Origin of the sequence: Vibrio sinaloensis DSM 21326, from assembly GCF_000189275.1 — a bacterium.
Lineage (GTDB): Bacteria > Pseudomonadota > Gammaproteobacteria > Enterobacterales > Vibrionaceae > Vibrio > Vibrio sinaloensis.
The window spans coordinates 1-18,986 of the sequence record NZ_AEVT01000088.1 but is presented as its reverse complement, the minus strand read 5'-3'; the positions used below and the strand labels follow the sequence as shown (position 1 = coordinate 18,986).

The 18,986-nt window shown below is 45.6% G+C and carries 17 protein-coding genes; 7 read left to right on the top strand and 10 right to left on the bottom strand.

Annotation, left to right across the window (positions count from 1 at the left end):
* The 6 genes from RH45_RS15720 to pspF all read right to left on the bottom strand — a co-directional run bounded on the left by RH45_RS15720 (position 1) and on the right by pspF (position 6,344).
* Positions 1 to 786, bottom strand: a complete 786-nt coding sequence (locus tag RH45_RS15720; RefSeq protein ID WP_008078818.1) for a peptide ABC transporter ATP-binding protein — start codon at positions 784 to 786, stop codon at positions 1 to 3.
* The gene (locus RH45_RS15715; RefSeq protein WP_008078817.1) at positions 783 to 1,781 is read right to left on the bottom strand and encodes a peptide ABC transporter ATP-binding protein; all 999 of its coding nucleotides are present in this window, start codon (positions 1,779 to 1,781) and stop codon (positions 783 to 785) included. The genes RH45_RS15720 and RH45_RS15715 overlap by 4 nt, the downstream gene beginning before the upstream one ends.
* Positions 1,781 to 2,668: a putrescine export ABC transporter permease SapC gene (gene sapC, locus RH45_RS15710; RefSeq protein ID WP_008078816.1), complete on the bottom strand. Its 888-nt coding sequence runs from the start codon at positions 2,666 to 2,668 to the stop codon at positions 1,781 to 1,783. The genes RH45_RS15715 and sapC overlap by 1 nt, the downstream gene beginning before the upstream one ends.
* Complete coding sequence (locus tag RH45_RS15705; RefSeq protein ID WP_008078815.1) at positions 2,655 to 3,617, bottom strand: ABC transporter permease; 963 nt, start codon at positions 3,615 to 3,617, stop codon at positions 2,655 to 2,657. Before RH45_RS15705 ends, sapC begins: the two co-directional genes overlap by 14 nt.
* Entirely contained in the window at positions 3,617 to 5,230 is a 1,614-nt protein-coding gene (gene sapA, locus RH45_RS15700) for an ABC transporter substrate-binding protein SapA (RefSeq protein WP_008078814.1), read from the bottom strand. Before sapA ends, RH45_RS15705 begins: the two co-directional genes overlap by 1 nt.
* A 115-nt stretch (positions 5,231 to 5,345) precedes the next feature.
* Positions 5,346 to 6,344: a phage shock protein operon transcriptional activator gene (gene pspF / locus RH45_RS15695; RefSeq protein ID WP_008078813.1), complete on the bottom strand. Its 999-nt coding sequence runs from the start codon at positions 6,342 to 6,344 to the stop codon at positions 5,346 to 5,348.
* Positions 6,345 to 6,546: 202 nt separating this feature from the next.
* Here pspF and pspA point away from each other — a divergent pair, with 202 nt between their 5' ends.
* The 7 genes from pspA (at position 6,547) to RH45_RS15660 (ending at position 13,962) form a co-directional block, all read left to right on the top strand.
* Positions 6,547 to 7,215, top strand: a complete 669-nt coding sequence (gene pspA / locus RH45_RS15690; RefSeq protein WP_008078811.1) for a phage shock protein PspA — start codon at positions 6,547 to 6,549, stop codon at positions 7,213 to 7,215.
* 164 nt (positions 7,216 to 7,379) lie between these two features.
* Complete coding sequence (gene pspB, locus RH45_RS15685; RefSeq protein WP_008078810.1) at positions 7,380 to 7,613, top strand: envelope stress response membrane protein PspB; 234 nt, start codon at positions 7,380 to 7,382, stop codon at positions 7,611 to 7,613.
* Entirely contained in the window at positions 7,606 to 7,995 is a 390-nt protein-coding gene (gene pspC / locus RH45_RS15680; protein WP_008078809.1) for an envelope stress response membrane protein PspC, read from the top strand. Before pspB ends, pspC begins: the two co-directional genes overlap by 8 nt.
* A gap of 134 nt (positions 7,996 to 8,129) precedes the next feature.
* The gene (locus RH45_RS15675) at positions 8,130 to 9,161 is read left to right on the top strand and encodes an efflux RND transporter periplasmic adaptor subunit (protein WP_008078807.1); all 1,032 of its coding nucleotides are present in this window, start codon (positions 8,130 to 8,132) and stop codon (positions 9,159 to 9,161) included.
* A 1-nt stretch (position 9,162) separates the two neighbouring features.
* On the top strand, positions 9,163 to 10,251 hold the full coding sequence (locus RH45_RS15670) for an efflux RND transporter periplasmic adaptor subunit (protein WP_008078806.1): 1,089 nt from the start codon (positions 9,163 to 9,165) through the stop codon (positions 10,249 to 10,251).
* Positions 10,244 to 13,345: an efflux RND transporter permease subunit gene (locus tag RH45_RS15665; protein ID WP_008078804.1), complete on the top strand. Its 3,102-nt coding sequence runs from the start codon at positions 10,244 to 10,246 to the stop codon at positions 13,343 to 13,345. The genes RH45_RS15670 and RH45_RS15665 overlap by 8 nt, the downstream gene beginning before the upstream one ends.
* A 59-nt stretch (positions 13,346 to 13,404) precedes the next feature.
* Positions 13,405 to 13,962 (top strand): DNA-3-methyladenine glycosylase I, encoded by a 558-nt coding sequence (locus RH45_RS15660; RefSeq protein WP_008078802.1) that lies wholly within the window; start codon positions 13,405 to 13,407, stop codon positions 13,960 to 13,962.
* Positions 13,963 to 14,003: 41 nt separating this feature from the next.
* Here RH45_RS15660 and RH45_RS15655 read toward each other — a convergent pair whose 3' ends face one another.
* The 4 genes from RH45_RS15655 to cls all read right to left on the bottom strand — a co-directional run bounded on the left by RH45_RS15655 (position 14,004) and on the right by cls (position 18,723).
* Positions 14,004 to 14,855 carry a lipase secretion chaperone gene (locus RH45_RS15655; protein ID WP_008078800.1) on the bottom strand — a complete coding sequence of 284 codons (852 nt, stop codon included), beginning with the start codon at positions 14,853 to 14,855 and terminating at the stop codon, positions 14,004 to 14,006.
* Between the two features lie 8 nt (positions 14,856 to 14,863).
* Positions 14,864 to 15,787, bottom strand: coding sequence for a lipase family alpha/beta hydrolase (locus RH45_RS15650; RefSeq protein WP_390218465.1), 924 nt, complete (start codon positions 15,785 to 15,787; stop codon positions 14,864 to 14,866).
* Positions 15,788 to 16,000: 213 nt separating this feature from the next.
* The gene (locus RH45_RS15645; protein ID WP_008078797.1) at positions 16,001 to 17,206 is read right to left on the bottom strand and encodes a cystathionine beta-lyase; all 1,206 of its coding nucleotides are present in this window, start codon (positions 17,204 to 17,206) and stop codon (positions 16,001 to 16,003) included.
* Positions 17,207 to 17,268: 62 nt separating this feature from the next.
* Positions 17,269 to 18,723, bottom strand: coding sequence for a cardiolipin synthase (gene cls, locus RH45_RS15640; RefSeq protein WP_008078796.1), 1,455 nt, complete (start codon positions 18,721 to 18,723; stop codon positions 17,269 to 17,271).
* Positions 18,724 to 18,986: the final 263 nt, after the last annotated feature.

The window sequence follows — 18,986 nt, the reverse complement described above, 5'->3', positions numbered from 1 at the left end:
CTATTTGAAGCAGGTCGACTTGTTAAAGTGGCTCTCAACTAAACGTTGAGTAATGATATGTTCTGGACAAGAAAGTACGTGTTGTGTTTCACCGCTCTCTACCACTTCACCCTCGTGCATGACCATGATCTTATCGGTGATGTGTTTGACTACGCCAATATGCTGGGAAACGTAAACAAACGAAACGCCCATTTCTTCTTGCAGCTCAAGAAACAAGTTAATGATCTGGGAGCGCATTGCCATATCAAGGCCGTTAAGCGCCTCGTCTGCGACAATGATCGAAGGTTGAAGAATTAGAGCGCGTGCCAAGCAAACCCTCTGCTTTTGGCCCGTAGCGAGCATTTGCGGGTAGAAATAGGCGTGCTCAGGTAACAAACCAACGCGAAGTAGAGTGTCTTTCACTCGTTTCATACGTGCTTCTGGTGGCATGCTCGTGTTCCGTTTGAGTGGCCCTTCGAGTATACGACCAATCTGGATTCTCGGGTTTAGAGAGGTATTAGGATCCTGAAAAATCATTCGAATCAGCTTGCAGCGCGTCTCGTAGTCTTTGTGCGACAAGAGCTCACCATTGACTCGAATTTCACCCTGAGTCGGTTCGACAACGCCAGCAAGCATACGCGCTAGGGTCGATTTCCCAGAGCCATTTTGACCAATAAAACCGATGGTTTGTCCCGCTTCAAGCGTAAAACTGACCGGCTTAACGGCTTGATGTACCTTCTTACGGAGTAGACCAGAGCGGGTGACAAAGTCTTTAGATAGGTCATTGACCTCAAGTAACGCACTCATCCTTTTTTCTTCTCCATATTGAGAGGGAAGTGGCAGGCAAACTTATGATTTTTGATGCGGCGCGTCATTGGTATTTCGACACACTGGCGCTGGGCATAAGGACAGCGGGGGCCAAGACGACATCCGATAGGTAAATGTTGCAGAGGAGGAATAGAGCCAGGCAAAGACTGCAGTTTTTCTTTGTGCGGTATCCAATCACTGAAATCTGGCATCGCTTTAAGCAACGCGACTGTATAGGGATGCTTAGGCTTTTCTAAGATTTTCTTTGTGTCTGCAGACTCAACCGACTGTCCACAATACATAACAGTAATACGGTTTGCCCACTGAGTAATGGTGGTTAAGTCGTGACCGATCAGCATGATCGAAGTGTTGTTCACCTGATTCATACGACTCAGTAAACGGAGAATCTGTGACTGAGTAATCGGGTCTAAGTCATTGGTTGGCTCGTCTGCAATCAACAATTTTGGTTTTGCTGCAATGGCCATCGCTATCATGATCTTTTGACATTCACCATCGGTCAATTCGTAAGGGTAACTGCCCATAATCTGGCGATGGTTTTTAATACCGACTTTGTGTAGCAACGCGACTGCTTGCTTTTTACGCCACTTAAAACGTTCCCACCACTTACCCTCAAATGATTTTGATGGGATCGCTTCGATCAATTGCTTACCAACTTCCTCTGAAGGATCAAGACAGGTTGATGGCTCTTGAAAAATCATCGCAATATCACGAGCGATAACACGTCGGCGCTCTCTTGGCGTTAGCTGCAAAAGGTCTATGTTTCCTAGCCGCATCCGGTCTGCAGTGACTTTCCAATTGTCTTTACATACACCGACAATCGCTTTCGCCACCAAGCTCTTTCCGGAACCTGACTCGCCCACAAGGCCACGAATCTCCCCTTCATTCAGGGTTAAACTCATACGATCAACGGCTTTCATCAAGCCCTGCGGTGTTTCAATCTCAATCGTCAGGTGGCGAATATCTAATAAAGGCATTATTCGATCCCCGCGTTGAGCGCTTGGCGGACACCTTCGCCCACTAAGTTAATCACGATAACGGTAAACATAATCGCTAAGCCAGGTAAAGTAACGGTCCAAGGAGCTAAATAGATGAGCTCAACAGAGTCACCTAGAATGGCACCCCACTCAGTGCTTGGAGCCTGAGCCCCGAGCCCAAGGAAGCCAAGAGCGGTGATATCTAATATTGCGATTGACAGTGCTAAGGTTACCTCCGAAGCAATCACCACCAGAATATTGGGCAGGATTGAGTTCCACAGCAAATAGAAGTCGTTTGCACCATCAAGGCGGGCAGCCATGATGTAATCTTTTTCAACTTCAGTGTGCACGGCGATGTATACGGAGCGTACAAATCGCGGAATCAGGGCGAGGCATATGGCCAGTAATATATTGAACTCGCCAAAGCCAAGAAAGGCGACAAAGATAATCGCCAGCAGCAAAGAGGGGATCGACATTACCGTATCAAGCAGGTGGTTTAAGGTACTTGATACCAAGCCTTTGGTCATACCGGCTAAAATTCCGATAATACAACCGATCACAGCAGCAATCGCAGTAATGATCAGCGCCGCCCCAAACGTTAGCTGTGAACCTGAAATTAGGCGTGAAAGGATATCTCTTCCTAGGTCATCTGTTCCTAGAAAGTACTCTACCGTTCCTGCGGGATTCCAAGATGGTGGAATTAGTAACTCGCCCGTTTGTGCTTGCGGATCGTGAGGCGTTATCCAAGGAGATACTAGCGTAATTAACACGATTAGACCCAAGCACCACAAGCCAAACATGGCGAGGTTATTCGCTCGGTAACTACGCCAAAATCGCTCGAACTGGGTTGGAATTTGTTCTTCCTGATAAATATTATCGGTTAGCATACCATTCCTTCCTTACCAGCGGGTTGACCATCGCGCCAATCAGATCTGACAAAATGTTTGCTGTTAGAACTAAGGTCGCCACCGCTATAACCCCCGCCTGAATGGCGACATAATCTTGGTTGGATAGAGCGTCTAACAGCCAGCGTCCAATTCCTGGCCAGTTGAAGATCGACTCAGTGATGATGGCGAGTGTTAACATGCTTGATAGCTGGACCCCAATTTTAGGGATGATCGGCGGTATCGCGTTTCTTAGCACATGCTGAGTGACGATTTCTTTAGCCGAAAGACCTTTAATGCGTGCTGCTCTAATGTAGTTCTGTCCCATAACTTCAGCCACCGATGTGCGCATCAGGCCAATAACCTGAGTTGTTGGAGCAAGCGCCAATACTAGACAAGGTAAAATAAGGTGCTCAATCACGCTTTGCAGGGCATGGGCGCGGTAAGGGCCATCAGAGAAGAAGGCATCGATCAGCGCAAAACCCGTGACATGATCAATTTGGTACAGAAGATCATATCGGCCCGCGACCGGGAAGAACTCAAAATGCAGCGAAAAGGCCATGATCATTAGCAGTGCGACCCAAAAAAGAGGGGCCGAGTAACCGGACATCGAGGTAAATGAAATGAAGGTGTCCACCCATTTCCCTTGTTTCATACCTGCCAGAGTCCCGATAGGGATACCAATCAACAAAGACAAAATGAATGCGATGAAGCAAAGCTCTAAGGTTGCAGGGAAAACAACAATCAGCTCATCAAATATGGGTACGCCATAATGATTGACGCCGAAATTAAGTTGCATCAACTCGCTCAAATAAGTGAGCCAGCCTGGCCAAAAGTCCTGCATTGCCCACGCTGAATTGGGCTCAAGACGCAAAATGCTGAAACCGACCATGGTGAGTATTAACATGGTAATAATGAATAAGTTGAGGCGTCTCACTGTATAGAGAAACATTACTTCACCCTCTCTACGCCATCAAAAGGTTGAGCATTAAACGGGCTCACTTTAAATCCTTCGATCGAGTTGTGCTGCGCTTGCAGTTGCATCCCGTGGTTCAATGGAATCACCGGAAACTGTTCATTGAGAATGTTTTGCGCTTGCTTATATAAGTTTAGACGGTAACGCTTTTTATCCACTTCGAGTGCAAGGTCGAGCAGGAAGTCAAAGTCTGGGTTACACCAGCTCGAAACATTGAGCCCTACACGCTTAGAGTCGCATGAAAGTAAGGGTCTAAAAAAGCTATCTGGGTCGCCTGTATTGGCTATCCAGCCAGTCAAGTAGAGGTCAATATTTTCGTCACTTTCGCTGCGGTTGTATCTGTCATCTGTCATTAGGTTTAGCTTGATGCCGACATCCGCGAGATTGGCTTGGATCAACTCCGCTGTCTTACGCGGGCTAGGGTTATACGCTCTCGGCTCCAGCGGGACAGACATTGTAAGCTCTAAGCCTTTGCTATAACCCGCTTCGCGCAATAGCGCTATCGCATAATTTCGGTCATAACGAAGTTGGGTCGAATCTTTTTGGTAAGCCCAAGAGGAAGGCGGCAAGACAGAATAGGCTTGGCTTCCGGTTCCGTAATAAACAGAATCTAGGATATTTTGTCTGTTAATGGCGTAGTTGAGTGCTTTTCTCACGCGCGAATCGTTTAAGGCTGGATGAAGCGTATTCACGGCGACAAAAGAGATATTCATCGCTGGCTTCGCGGTGAGCTTGATGTCTTCTTGCTGTTCGATGATCGGCAATTGGCTCGACAAGGGGGCATTGAGAACGTCACACTCTTCACGAAGGAGTTTGGCTAGCGTACCCGTACCACGGTTAGAGATGTCGAACACCACTTGTTTCATTCGCGCTTTGCCGTGCCAGTAACGAGGGTGCTGCTTTAAGCGAATAAAATCATTAATCTGGTATTCTGACAAATAGAAGGGGCCGGTACCAACGGGGTGGCTGTCTAGCATCGCTTTCTCATCGCTAAGCTCAAGCTGGTTTGCATACTCTTTAGAATGGATCACCGCATGGCTGGTCGCGATGTTAGAGAGAAAAGAGTTATCTGGTCGGCTTAAAATGAACTTCACTTTATTTTTTCCGACAGGCACAACGTCAATCAACAAATTCTTGAAGTCGATACCGTTAAACCACGGATACAGCCCGCCTCCGACATAGTGGAACGGATGACTCGTATCTATGATACGTCGAAAACTGAACACAACGTCGTCAGCGGTTAAGGTTCGAGAAGGGGTAAACCACGCCGTTGTTTGAAATTTAACATCTGGCCTGAGCGTGAAAATATATTCCGTACCCGTCTTGTTGACACTCCAATTAGTCGCGATGTTCGCCACTGGCTCAAACGTTTGAGGATCAATAGTCAGTAGAGTGTCAAATAGCTGCGGGCTCAATGTTTCTGGTGTGATTCCGCTATCCGTCAACTGGGGGTTAAAGGTCTCTGGACCGCCTTGGCCACAGTAGACAAAACCCTGCTGGCGAATTTTATCGTGGTCTATTGCTTCGCCACAGCCAGATAAAAGGCTGAAGCTGAATAAACCCAGTGTAAGTTTAATGAACGCTTTCATAGAAAGAACAAATGCTGATGATAAGCACAATAGGATCCACTATTGTGCCTTATTATCTTATTAATTTACCATCAATTATTACACTTAACCAAAGTAAACCTTAAGTTTTGTCGTGTTACTCGGATTGATTGAGGTTGTATTTTCTGATCATTCCTCTCAATTGATGGTAACTCAAATCGAGCAATTGAGCGGCTTTGCGTTGATTAAACTTACTCTCTTCCATTGCGGCTTGTAAGATTTGAAGATCTTGCTCTTCTTGCCACTGTTTGTAGTTTAGTGGAAATGAGAATGTTGCAGGCTGGGTTTGTTGAGGTCTTTCTTCTATCTCAGAAGTTGCTCCCTGCTGCCATTGTGTGGCGAAAGGGTCGAAGACTAGCTGGTCGATTGCGTGATCTTTTTGTCCATGTTGGTAGACAGCTCGCTCAATCACGTTTTTAAGTTCGCGAACATTGCCAGGCCACGCATACTCAAGCAGGCTATCCTCCGCATTAGGACTGAAGCCAACGAAGTAATCGAAGCCTAATTCTCGGCACATTTTGATCGCGTAATATTCTGCGAGCAACAATATGTCTTCTTTCCGCTCTCTTAGGGGAGGCAATTGGATGACATCGAAAGCGAGCCTATCAAGTAAGTCAGCTCTAAACTGGCCGTCTGCCGCCATCTTAGGTAAATCAGCATTAGTTGCGCAAACTAATCTAACATTGGCGTTGAGCAGTTGATGGCCACCCACACGTTCATATTGACCGTACTCTATTACACGCAGCAGCTTTTCTTGAACCAGTAGGGGAGCCGTTGCCAACTCATCTAAAAACAAGGTGCCATTTTCGGCGCGTTCGAATCGGCCTTTATGGCGTCCTTTCGAGCCAGTAAATGAACCTTGTTCATGGCCAAACAACTCTGAATCGATCAAACCTTCACTTAAGGTCGAACAGTTAAGTGAAATAAGTGGCTGGTCCCAGCGCTTTGATAAGTAATGTAAACGTTGGGCGATGAGCTCTTTACCTGTACCTCGTTCGCCGATAATTAAAATAGGTCTTTCTATAGCGGCGAGCTTAGAGACTTTATCAAGTACGGCAAGAAAAGCGGGCGATTCACCAATAAGGTTTTGTTGCATGGCTGGATTCCGTGGTCATATTTACCTACTGTTGGCTAAATTCATCACATTTCAAATGTGGTTGCAAGTGCCCGTAGTCTAAGCTGTTGTTTTTAAATCACTTAAAAAGTGGCACGCATATTGAAATGTACTTTACCAACGATGAAACCCCAAACCAACACGACTGGCTAGATTTAGCCACCAATCAAAAAGGAGCTGTGCTATGGGTATTTTTTCTCGATTCGCGGACATTGTAAATTCGAACATCAGCGCGCTACTTGATAAAGCGGAAGACCCTGAGAAGATGATTCGCCTTATCATTCAGGAGATGGAAGATACGCTAGTTGAAGTACGCACCAACTCTGCGAAAGCTATCGCTGACAAAAAAGAGTTGGCACGCAAAGTTGACTCATTGGAAGACCAGATCGCGGAATGGCAGAATAAAGCCACACTTGCGTTGACTAAGCAGCGCGAAGATCTTGCTCGTTCTGCTCTTATCGAAAAACAAAAACTGCAAGATGTTCTTAAAGGCTTGCACACTGAGCAAACACTGGTAGAAGAAACGATTGAAAAGCTGACTGGTGAGATTGGTAAGTTAGAAGCCAAAATCACTGAGACCCGCGCGAAGCAGCAAGCTTTGGCAATTCGTTCACAGGCTGCGACAAATCGTCGTGATGTGCAAAAGCATCTTCACACAGCGCGTACATCAGAAGCGATGGCGAAGTTTGAACAATACTCGCGCAAAATTGATGAACTGGAAGCGGAAGCGGACGTCTACTCAAAAACTGGCAACGCAAAAACGTTAGACCAAGAGTTCGCTGAACTGCAAGCACAAGATGAAATTGAGCAAGAGCTAGCGAAACTGAAGCAACAAATGGAAGAGAAAAAATAATCCACCATTGCTCAATTTGACCATAGCCTAAGTCGAACTTAGAAAGTTATGTGTCACTTTTCTGCGACGGGGAACAGATAGTGCTACCCCGTCGCAACTGCCTGAATTGTCTATTCACTTTAGAGTCAGTTACACTCAACATGTCTTTAGAGTAGGAGTTTAATATGTCTTCATTTCTTATCGCAGGACCACTCATTGTATTTCTGATCTTCGTTGCTCCACTGTGGTTGATTTTGCACTACAGAAGCAAAAAGAAAGCAGCTGGAGGGCTATCAGAGGAAGATTTGCAACGTTTGCAATCGCTTTCTGAACAGGCTGACCGAATGCAACAGCGCGTCGATACTCTAGAGCGAATTCTTGATTCTGAGGCGCCTGAATGGAGACGCCGTTATGAGTAATAAAGAGCTGTATCGTGACACGGTAAATGGCAAGATCACGGGTGTATGCGCTGGTTTGGCGAATTACTTTGGTCTAGAAACTTGGTTAGTGCGGATTTTGGTCATCTCTGCAGCGTTACTGGGTGGTAGCTTTTTGGTATTACTTGCGTACGTGGCAATGACATTTATGCTGGAAAAGCAACCAGCTAACTACGGCGCGGAAATAAAAAATCAGCAAGAGCATAAACTGAAGAACAAACCTTGGCAGCAAGGCCAAACACCAGATGCATTGTTGACGACGTTGGAAAAAGATTTCGACAAACTCGAAACCAAACTGCGTTCTATGGAAGCGTATGTGACGTCAGATACCTTTAAAGTAAACCGAGAGTTCAACAAGCTATAAGTCAATCTTGCGGCTCTCAACGGATTTATTACAGCAAATTATTAATTTTAATAAGTTTTTACCACCTGTGTTGTGGAACTCGCGTTATCAATCATCTATCTTTGTTATTAATCGTGATAATTGGATGATTGACTATGCAGAAATCAGTTTTGCTCCTTGCCATCGCTGCGTCGCTGAGCGGATGTGGTAAGGAGCTTCCTCCTGTCCCTGAGCCTGACTCAAGACCCGCTAAACTCTTTACCATTTCCGTTGGCAATGCCACTTTTGAACGACACTTTCCTGCCACGTCGGAAGCGGGTGATAAAGCCGTATTAGCGTTTCGTGTTCCAGGGCAGTTACAATCCATCGATGTGGTTGCAGGACAGAGAGTCGCAAAAGGGCAAGTGCTCGCATCGCTTAACCCCGATGAGTACACCTTGCTGGCGAAGCAAGCCGAGGCGCAATTCAAACTCGCCGATGTCCAATATCAACGTTATAAAAAGCTAAGAAAAGATAAGGTTGTTTCAGAGCATGACTTTGATCAAGCCAAGGCGAATCACAATTCGGCACGCGCAACCTTAGAGCAAGCACGCGCTAATTTAAGGTACACCCAACTTATTGCTCCGTATGAAGGCACTATCTCTTTGGTGCCAGCAGAGAACCATGAGTACATAGCGGCCAAATCGGGCGTGCTCAACATTCAAACTAACCAACTGATGAAGGTGATCTTTCAATTACCAGACCATCTGTTGAACCGTTTTTCGAGCGGTGTGAACCTGACTGCCAAAATGACGTTTGATGCGTTTCCACAAAACGATTACGAACTGACTTTCCAAGAAATTGACACAGAAGCTGATCCTAAAACAGGTTCTTATAAAGTCACTATGGTGATGGAACGGCCTGATGACAACGGCATTCTGCCTGGGATGGCCGGTTCGGTGCATGTTGCTGTTGAGTCAACTGGTGCGACTCGTATTCCACATTCGGCTATTTTTGAACAAGATGGGGCGACCTATGTTTGGCGCGTTGATGAGCAAGGCATCGTTAATCAAGCCGAAGTTAAGTTGAACGACAAGCGTCAAGTTCAGTCTGGTTTGGAAGATGGCGATCAAATCGTCACATCTGGGGTCTCTGGTATCGAACCGGGAATTAAGGTTCGAGAATGGATTAAAGAGCGAGGGCTGTAACATGAAGCAATGGTTAGGATTATGCGCTTTATCATCGGCGCTAGTGCTATCGGGTTGTAGCGGAGAGCCCGAGTATGTTGATTTTGGTTTACCAAAAGTGAAGGTGTTGGAACTTTCATCCAGTGACGTCAGAGAAGACAGATTGTACTTCCCTGCTGTCGCAAATGCTGCTGAGCGTTCACACCTTAGTTTTCGCGTGGCGGGAGAGATCAGTAAGATCCATGTAAAGGAAGGGGATCAGCTTAAGAAAGGGGATTTGATTGCAGAGTTGGATCCTACCGATTATCGACTTGATGTAGACAACGCAACGGCAAGATACACGGTTGTAGACAGCCAATATAAGCGCTCGAAACCGCTTGTCGACAAAGGCCTACTTGCTAAATCTCAATTCGATGAAATAGCGGCAAACCGTCAGATCGCTTATGCCGAGTTACAACTGGCAAAACTGCGTCTTTCTTTTACCATGTTGAAAGCTCCGGTTGATGGCATTATTTCCCGAGTCAGCGCCGATCAGTTTGAAAACATTCAAGTAGGTCAACAGATCGTTAATATCCATAGTCTCGATAATGTTGAAGTTCTGATTCAGCTACCAGACCGATTGTATGTCAGCCAACCAGATCAAAACGTACTTTCCAAAGTCAATGCCGTGGTCAAGGTGCCAAGCGGCAATGAATATAATGCGCAGATCAAAGAGTTCACCACAGAGCCAGACCCGTCAACGGGGACGTTTACGGTTACCCTATCATTGCCCATGCCTGAGAAAGAGTACATTTTGGACGGCATGGCGGTAGAAGTTACTTCAAAAGGTGAAGATATCGGATTAGAGCTTAACACAGGGGGTCAAGTACCCATCGAAGCTGTTTTTAATGCCGATGGTGATCCACTTGAGCGTGACAATAAGTACGTCTGGGTGGTTAACAGTGATGAGACGGTGTCCAAGAAAAAAGTTGCTGTTGGCAAAGCCAATAAAGACACTGTCCAAGTGTTAGAAGGTTTAGATAACAATCAAACTGTTGTTATAGCGGGAATTTCTCGTTTAAGGGAAGGGATGCAAGTGCAAGTAATTAAGCCGGAGGTGGGTAATGAGTGAATCAACTAAGAACTCGCCTCAAAGTGATGACGACGTAACGGGCATCGCGGCCTATTTCATTCGAAACAGAGTCATCAGTTGGATGATTTCGTTAATCTTCTTGATTGGTGGTGCCGCTGCTTTCTTTGGCTTAGGGCGTTTAGAAGATCCGGCATTTACCATCAAAGATGCCATGGTCGTGACGTCTTACCCTGGAGCAACACCTCAGCAGGTTGAAGAAGAAGTTACCTATCCAATTGAGAAAGCCATTCAGCAACTGACTTATGTTGATGAAGTGAATTCGATATCAAGCCGAGGCTTGTCGCAAATTACCGTCACCATGAAAAACAACTATGGCCCTGACGATTTGCCGCAAATTTGGGATGAATTGCGCCGAAAAGTGAATGATCTCAAAGGCCAGTTACCGCCTGGTGTGAACGATCCACAAGTAATCGATGACTTTGGTGATGTGTACGGGATATTGCTAGCAGTTACTGGTGAAGGTTACAGCTACAAAGAGTTGTTGGATTACGTTGACTATTTGCGTCGTGAGCTCGAACTTATCGATGGTGTAAGTAAGATTTCCGTTTCCGGTCAACAGCAAGAGCAGGTGTTCATAGAAGTATCTATGAAACGCATGAGCAGTTTAGGCATTTCGCCCAATACTGTGTTCAATTTGCTTTCAACGCAAAATGTTGTCTCTGACGCGGGTGCGATTCGAATTGGTGACGAATACATTCGTATTCAACCAACAGGTGAGTTTGAAAACGTTGACCAGTTGGGTGACTTGATCCTGAATGAGAGTGGTGCGCAAGGGCTTATCTACCTGCGTGACGTAGCAGAGATCAAGCGCGGCTACGTTGAGGTACCAAGTAATATTATCACTTTCAACGGTGATCTGGCGTTAAACCTAGGGGTTTCATTCGCGCAAGGGGTCAATGTTGTGGAAGTCGGTAAGCGGTTTGACCGACGACTGGCAGAGTTGAAATACCAGCAACCTGTTGGTGTAAACATTTCAGAAATTTACAGCCAACCAAAAGAGGTCGATAAATCAGTTAGCGGATTCGTTGTCAGTTTGGGTCAAGCGGTTGCGATTGTCATCATCGTCTTACTCTTCTTTATGGGGCTGCGTTCTGGCCTGTTGATTGGTTTGATATTGCTCCTCACCGTGCTGGGTACGTTCATTTTTATGAAGTATTTTGCCATTGATTTGCAGCGCATTTCTCTTGGTGCTCTGGTTATCGCGCTGGGTATGCTGGTGGATAATGCGATTGTGGTGGTCGAAGGGATATTGATAGGGACGCAAAAAGGCCGCACGAGGATGCAAGCGGCGACTGATATTGTCACGCAAACGAAGTGGCCATTGCTTGGTGCCACCGTAATAGCGGTTACCGCATTTGCACCGATTGGTTTATCTGAGGATGCGACCGGCGAATATTGTGGCACTTTGTTTACTGTGCTTCTCATCTCGCTCATGTTGAGTTGGTTTACTGCGATTTCCTTAACGCCATTTTTTGCCGATATTTTCTTTAAAGGTCAGAAAATTAAGCAAGACGGTGCCGATAGCGATCCGTATAACGGCATGATCTTCGTGGTTTACAAGAACTTTCTTGAGTTTTGTATGAAGCGAGCTTGGCTGACAGTCGTTGTATTGATTCTTGGGTTAGCTGTCAGCATTGTTGGCTTTACTCACGTTAAGCAGTCGTTCTTCCCATCGTCAACAACGCCAATATTCCAAGCTGATATTTGGTTGCCTGAAGGTACGGATATTCGTGCAACAAATACCAAGCTTAAAGCATTAGAGGCTTGGATCTCAGAGCAAGACGGCGTTGAACACATCACGACAACTGCGGGTAAAGGCTTACAGCGCTTCATGCTGACGTATGCTCCTGAGAAAAGTTACGCTGGGTACGGTGAGATCACAACTCGAGTAACTAACTACGAGCAGCTAAATGACTTGATGGCGCGTTTTCGTCAGCATGTCGAAGACAATTTCCCAGAGATTAACTATAAGCTGAAACAAATCGAATTGGGTCCAGGAGGTGGGGCGAAGATTGAAGCGAGAATCATTGGCTCCGATCCGACAATCTTGCGTTCAATTGCCAAGCAAGTGGAAGATCTCATGCATGCCGATCCTGGCACGACCAACGTGAGACATGACTGGCGTGAGAGAACTAAGGTTCTTGAGCCTCAATTCAACGAAAGCCAAGCTAGACGTTACGGCATTACAAAGTCTGATGTTGACGAGTTTTTGTCCATGTCTTTTTCAGGCAAATCAATTGGTGTTTACCGAGATGGAACAACGCTGATGCCAATTGTTGCGCGATTACCTGAAGATGAGCGGATTGATATCCGCAACATTGAGGGAATGAAGATTTGGAGCCCTGCGCTCAGTGAATATATCCCATTGCAGCAAGTGACCATGGGATATGATTTACGTTGGGAAGATCCAATCATAGTGCGCAAAAACCGTAAACGTGTACTGACGGTGATGGCTGATCCTGATTTATTAGGCGAGGAAACCGCAGCAACGTTACAAAAACGCTTAATGCCGCAAATTGAAGCAATCGAATTACCGCCAGGTTATTCATTGGAGTGGGGCGGAGAGTATGAGTCTTCAGGTGACGCACAGGCTTCACTGTTTACAACCATGCCAATGGGTTACTTGTTCATGTTCTTGGTCACCGTATTCCTGTTTAATTCAGTGAAAGAGCCTTTAATTGTATGGCTAACGGTTCCGTTGGCTATCATTGGTGTGACGACCGGCTTGCTCGCGCTTAACACGCCGTTTGGCTTTATGGCATTGCTTGGTTTCTTGAGCCTATCTGGCATGCTTCTGAAGAATGGTATCGTTTTACTCGATCAAATTGAGATAGAAATGCACTCTGGAAAAGACCCTTATGTTGCGGTAGTCGATGCGGCGTTAAGTCGTGTTAGACCGGTGTGTATGGCAGCGATCACGACTATCCTTGGTATGATCCCGTTGTTACCTGACATCTTCTTTAAGCCAATGGCGGTTACGATCATGTTTGGTTTAGGATTTGCGACCGTACTGACACTCATTGTCGTGCCAGTGTTGTATCGTCTGTTCCATAGAGTAAAAGTGCCAAACTAATAACTAGATAGTTGATAACGCCCCTTACTTTGTTCGGGGCGTTTTTTTAGGAGAAAGTAATGACAAAGGATACAACCTGCGCTTGGGCGATGAATCATGAGTTAGAGCGTGTCTATCATGACGAAGAGTGGGGTAAGCCTGTGTTTGATGACCAAGTTTTGTTTGAGTTCATCACGCTTGAAGGTGCACAAGCAGGGCTTAGCTGGATCACCATTCTCAAGAAGCGAGAAGGCTACCGAGCCGCTTTTGAACACTATGATATCGATAGGCTTGCGCAGTTTGGTGAGGCGGATGTCGAAAGGATTATTGAAAGCTTTGATGTCGTTAAGCATCGCGGAAAGATCGCTTCAGTATTTACTAACGCTAAAGCAGCTCAAACGCTAATCGAAGAGTATGGAAGTCTGTCAAAAGCACTATGGCAATTTGTCGATGGAGAGCCTCTAGTAAACCATTGGACACAAATGAGTGATGTGCCTGCAGCTACAGATCAATCAAAGGCAATGAGTAAGTTCCTCAAAAAAAGAGGCTTTAAGTTTGTTGGTGAAACGATCTGCTATGCCTTCATGCAGGCGGTCGGAATGGTCAATGACCACTTAGTCGATTGTCCAAAGCGCTAACGCCAAGCGCTGCTTAAGTCTAGCTCGGCAGCGCTCACTGGTTAGTTAGCATCATGGATCCTTTCTAAAGCTTGAATACGCCTGATCTGGTTACTTGGAAAAGTCTCCTCTCTTAATGCACTCACTTGTTGCTGCTTTTGTTGGTCCGATAGCTGATCAGAGCCTAAAAGGGTGGCACGTTTTTCCAAGTAGCTATCGAAGGTATGTTGAAACTGGGCTCGCTGTTGATCAAGTTGGGCAAGGCGTTGAGCGCCGTTTTCTCCAACTAGCTCCGTTCGTACGATCAGCTTCTGTTGCTCATCCAAACCATCCATTGAAATCAAATCGGCGACTAAATTATTGTTTTGCTCGGTGGTTTTAATATAGTCGGGTAGGGTGTCAATATATTGCTCCAAAACGGCGGCTTTATCGGAATCAGATAACCCAGATTCTGATAATAGCGCTTTCTCGATGGCCAATTGACGTAACGTGTTTTCTTCAGCAAACAATAGCTCAGCTTCAAAAGGTGTAAAATGTTGACTTTGCAACTCAAGGAGCTGCAGATGGAGTTGTTCTAGATCTGTCGCTTTAATCGTGAGCCCACTAGGAGTAATGAGATCGCCGAGCGCTTTTTTGTAGTCCAGATAAGTTTGGAATAGGTGGGTAGGTATGTCACTTTGTTCAATGCTCTGGACAGCATTTGTTATTTGCTCAAGATCATTTTCTCCCAAAGAGGATAAAGCAAAATCATAATAAGCTTTAGGAGATGATAAGTCAGGAGTGATATCAGACTGAGAGTGGTGTTTAGTCGATGTCGTCTTCGTTTCGCTATGTGGTGAAACGGTCAATAAGAAGACGCTCCCCAACAGCAGAACAAGTAACAACATAGTCAATGCAGTGAGCGTCTTCTTCATATTACCCTCTATAAACCTTGCAGCTTTAATCGATTGGCGTGTTGTCGGTAAATAGAGACGGGATCAGTGTCAAACAGGTGGTGTATGCCTAATAAGCCATTGATCTCATCGAGATGGTTCATTCGATAATCGTCTCTGATTACTTTCCCTAGATGAGCACTGCATGCTGAGACTAAGCCATCGTTGGGCTCATCAAATGCCCAACCCAGTACAACCATTGCACTATCTGTTGGATCAAAAAGGTTTGTAAAAGTGGATGAGCCAGTCCAAGAATAGTAGTGCACACCATTTTCTGCGATCTGATTGCCTTCTCCGCAGTAGGTCGCTGGAATACCTTCGGGATAATACTGATTAAAGGTTAGCGAACCTTCAGTGGTTAAGGCTGCTAGTGATGCGAGCGGGTCTTGATCCAAGTTTGAACCTCCGGACAAGAGGTTGATTAGCGTTGTTAGACCGCTAGCCAACTTGACCGCAACTCCCTCTGTCGTAGAGCCTTCGGGGACTGCACCACGAACGAGGTCAGCAACTTTTGAACCTTTGTGAACGCCTCCGACACTGGTTACTGATGCAACAAGATCCGGTCTGAGAGAGGCAACGTATCTTGCCGTCGGTCCACCATGGCTGTGGCCAATTAAGTTAACTTTAGTCGCACCAGTTGCTGCTAACAGTGTTTCCACTTGCTGCAAAAGCTGCTCACCCCTTGCTTCAGAGCTGTTTGTTGCTGACACCTGACTGACGTAAACCGTCGCCCCATCTTTTGTTAGGCTGTGAGGAATACCATAGAAATAATCAACACCGGCTAGGGTATCAAAGCCAAATAAGCCATGAACAAGAACAATAGGATATTTCGTTGCAGTATAACCACTCGCATAGGCTAGGTTATGGCTTACCGTCGTTAAGCTAAGCGCCAATGTTAACGCGACCGAATAGATAGTTTTCAATGTGCTCTCCTTTCTGGTTAGACCTCTGATGAGAAGTAAAACATAGATGGAGATTTATAAAATTGGCAGTTGGAGATGTTATCTAAATGTTAAACTGTGACTTTGAGTTAGAAAGCTGCAATAAGAGTGAACGAGAACAATGGGAGAGTGAGGATTGGTTCAATAAAGTAAAACCCTGTACCAACAGGGCTTTACTAGAGCAGGTTAAGCTGTGGTTTCTCTTTCTAATATGAGTGAATTGTATCTTGCTAAACCAGCTTCGAGATCTGCAATCAAGTCATCAACATCTTCCAATCCAATGTGGACACGGATTAGAGTACCTTCGAAATTTGGGTTCGCGACTGTACGCAAGCTGTTGAAACTTTTCGGTTCATTCGCAAGGATAAGGCTTTCAAAGCCTCCCCATGAGTAGCCCATACTAAAATGTTTCATTCCATCAAGCAGCGCGGTTGTAGCACGAGGGTAGCTGGTTTTTAGTACGAAAGAAAATAGCCCGTTACCACCCGTGAAGTCGCGATTAAAAAACTCATGCCCAGGGCAAGACTCCAATGCCGGGTGGCGAACATGATCAACTTCAGGCCTGTTTTGTAACCATTTAGCGACTTTTAAGCTGTTGTCCGCGTGCTGACGTAAGCGAACATCTAACGTTCGAATGCCACGTAACCCAAGATAGGCGTCGTCAGGGGAAACACATTGGCCCATTAAGTAACTTTGTTCACGCAGTTGATCCCAGTGTTGTTCGTTGGCGATTGCGGTACCTAACATTACATCAGAATGGCCGACAATGTACTTAGTGGCAGCTTGAATAGAGATATCGACACCGTGTTCGAATGGAGAAAAGTTAACACCTGCTGCCCAAGTGTTATCTAGCATAACAACAATGTCGGTTTCATGCGCGATTCGAGCAAGGGTTGGTACGTCTTGAACTTCCATCGTAATGGAACCTGGAGACTCCAAAAACAGTATTTTTGTGTTGCTCTTGATGAGTTCTCTTATGCCTTCGCCAATCGTCGGTTCGTAATAGGTCGTTTCAACACCCATTTTCTTGAGGATCTTGTCACAGAAGTCTCGGGTTGGCTCATAACAGGTGTCGACCATGAGTATATGGTCACCCGTTTCAACAAAGGAAAGAATGGCGTTAGAAATTGCGGCTGTCCCACATGGGTACAAAGCGCAACCCGTCCCACCTTCTATCTCGACCATGGCTTCTTGGAAAGCAAAGTGAGTTTGGGTACCGCGTCGGCCGTAAAACAGAGTTTTGTTGGCGCGGTTAACTGTGGCGTGGTGCTTTTCTGCGACGGTATTAAAAACAACCGTAGAAGCGCGTTGAACGGGTGGGTTTACGACCCCGTTTGTCCACTTAGCGTCTCGGCCGGCTGTGACAAACTTGGTTTGTTTCTTTTCTGACATGTGCGGTCCCTGTCTATAACGATTGCCATATTTAAAACATGACAGCCGTTAATTAGCAAGGGCTATAATAGGGGATTGAACAAGTAAAATACTCTCTCCAAGAATCTGGAATATAAGCTGCGTTTTTGCCAATCAACTAAAGAAACGGAATACGATTCGTCGATGTAGCTCTGTTGTAGCCAAATCATTTCTTTAGTGAATGACTCGTCGTCGATGGCAAGAGTGAGTTCGAAATTGAGCCACAAACTGCGCATATCCATGTTAACCGTACCCACCAAGCAAAATTGTTCATCAATAACGACAGATTTGGTGTGCAGTAAGCCACCATAGAATTCGTATATTTCCACACCGGCTTGCATTAGTTCAGTATAAAACGCGCGAGATGCCCATTGAACCATGATGGAGTCATTTTTGTGTGGGATGACGAGTTCAACTTTGATTCCACGTTGAGCCGTCATCTTTAGTGTCTCAAGAAGATCTGAGCTGGGTACAAAGTACGGAGTGGTGATTCTGACAGATTGATTGGCTTGGTTGATTGCTAAAGTCAGAACTTGGGAAATTAAATGTTCAGGCATCCCCGGGCCTGATGGGACGACTTGGACTGGGTGCTGAGGTTGGTTAGGATCAATTTGGCATTCTGGTATTGCAGGTAGTGAGCGAGACCCTGTTTCGACTTCCCAGTCCCAACAATGAATCGCAGACAGTACGTTTACCGTCGGCCCCGTTACTCGGACCATAATGTCGATCCATTGGCCAACACCAGAGCTTTGTTTAAAAAAGGCAGGGTCGACCATGTTCATTGAGCCTGTGTAAGCAACCTTATCATCAATAACGATGATCTTACGGTGTTGGCGTAAATCGAGCCTACGTAAGAAAATACGCCATGGACTGACCTCCAGCGCTTGTACCACTTCGACGCCCGCGTTCTTCATCATTTTGTACCATTCACTGCGGAAAAAGCGTGGGCTACCCGCAGAGTCGAGTAACACTTTCACTTTAACTCCCCGCTTCGCTGCTTTGATCAGTGCTGAAGCGACTGCGTCAGCCAGCCCTCCTGGATGCCAGATGTAAAAAACCATCCTTATACTGGTTTGGGCGGACTCAATGTCTTGAATAATAGAGTGGAGAATGTCGTTTGGAGAACTTTGCAGCGATAGCGTATTACCGCTTAAAGCAGGGAGACCAAGTCGGTTGTTACAAAGCTCATCAATGCGATAGATATGTCGGCCAAAGCTTTCTGGCGCATGGGCGTGACAGTCATTTAAGCTAGAAAACCAAGTCTCGAATGGGGTAAACATTATTTTAGCGCGCTCGGCACGCTTTCGACCAAGATTGAGTTCACCAAACAAAAAGTAACAAGCGACACCAACGATGGGAATGATGTAAATGATCATCAACCAAGCTAAAGAAACACTGACCGCACGGCGCTTTAACACCACACGGATGGTAACGCCCGCAACGAGAATCCAGTAAAAGACGATCCCAGCAAGAGTTAGAAATTGATAAAACTTGTCCATTCAATTACCTAGCATACAGGTTAGCTATTTCTAATAGTAATGCGACAGGGTTTTGGCCACAAGAATTAACGATATACCTGAGTTGGTATGTTAAAGACTTATCAAAAAGAGGATTTATGTTAGAGGGGTGTTAAAAATAGTGATTAGAGCTTGTTATTGTGTAAAAAATCAGCATTTAAACACAATAATTACATTTGTGGTGAAAAAATGTACTTTCTGGGGTTTCAATTTTAATCTTAAACTGCTTTACTTGCCATAACGTT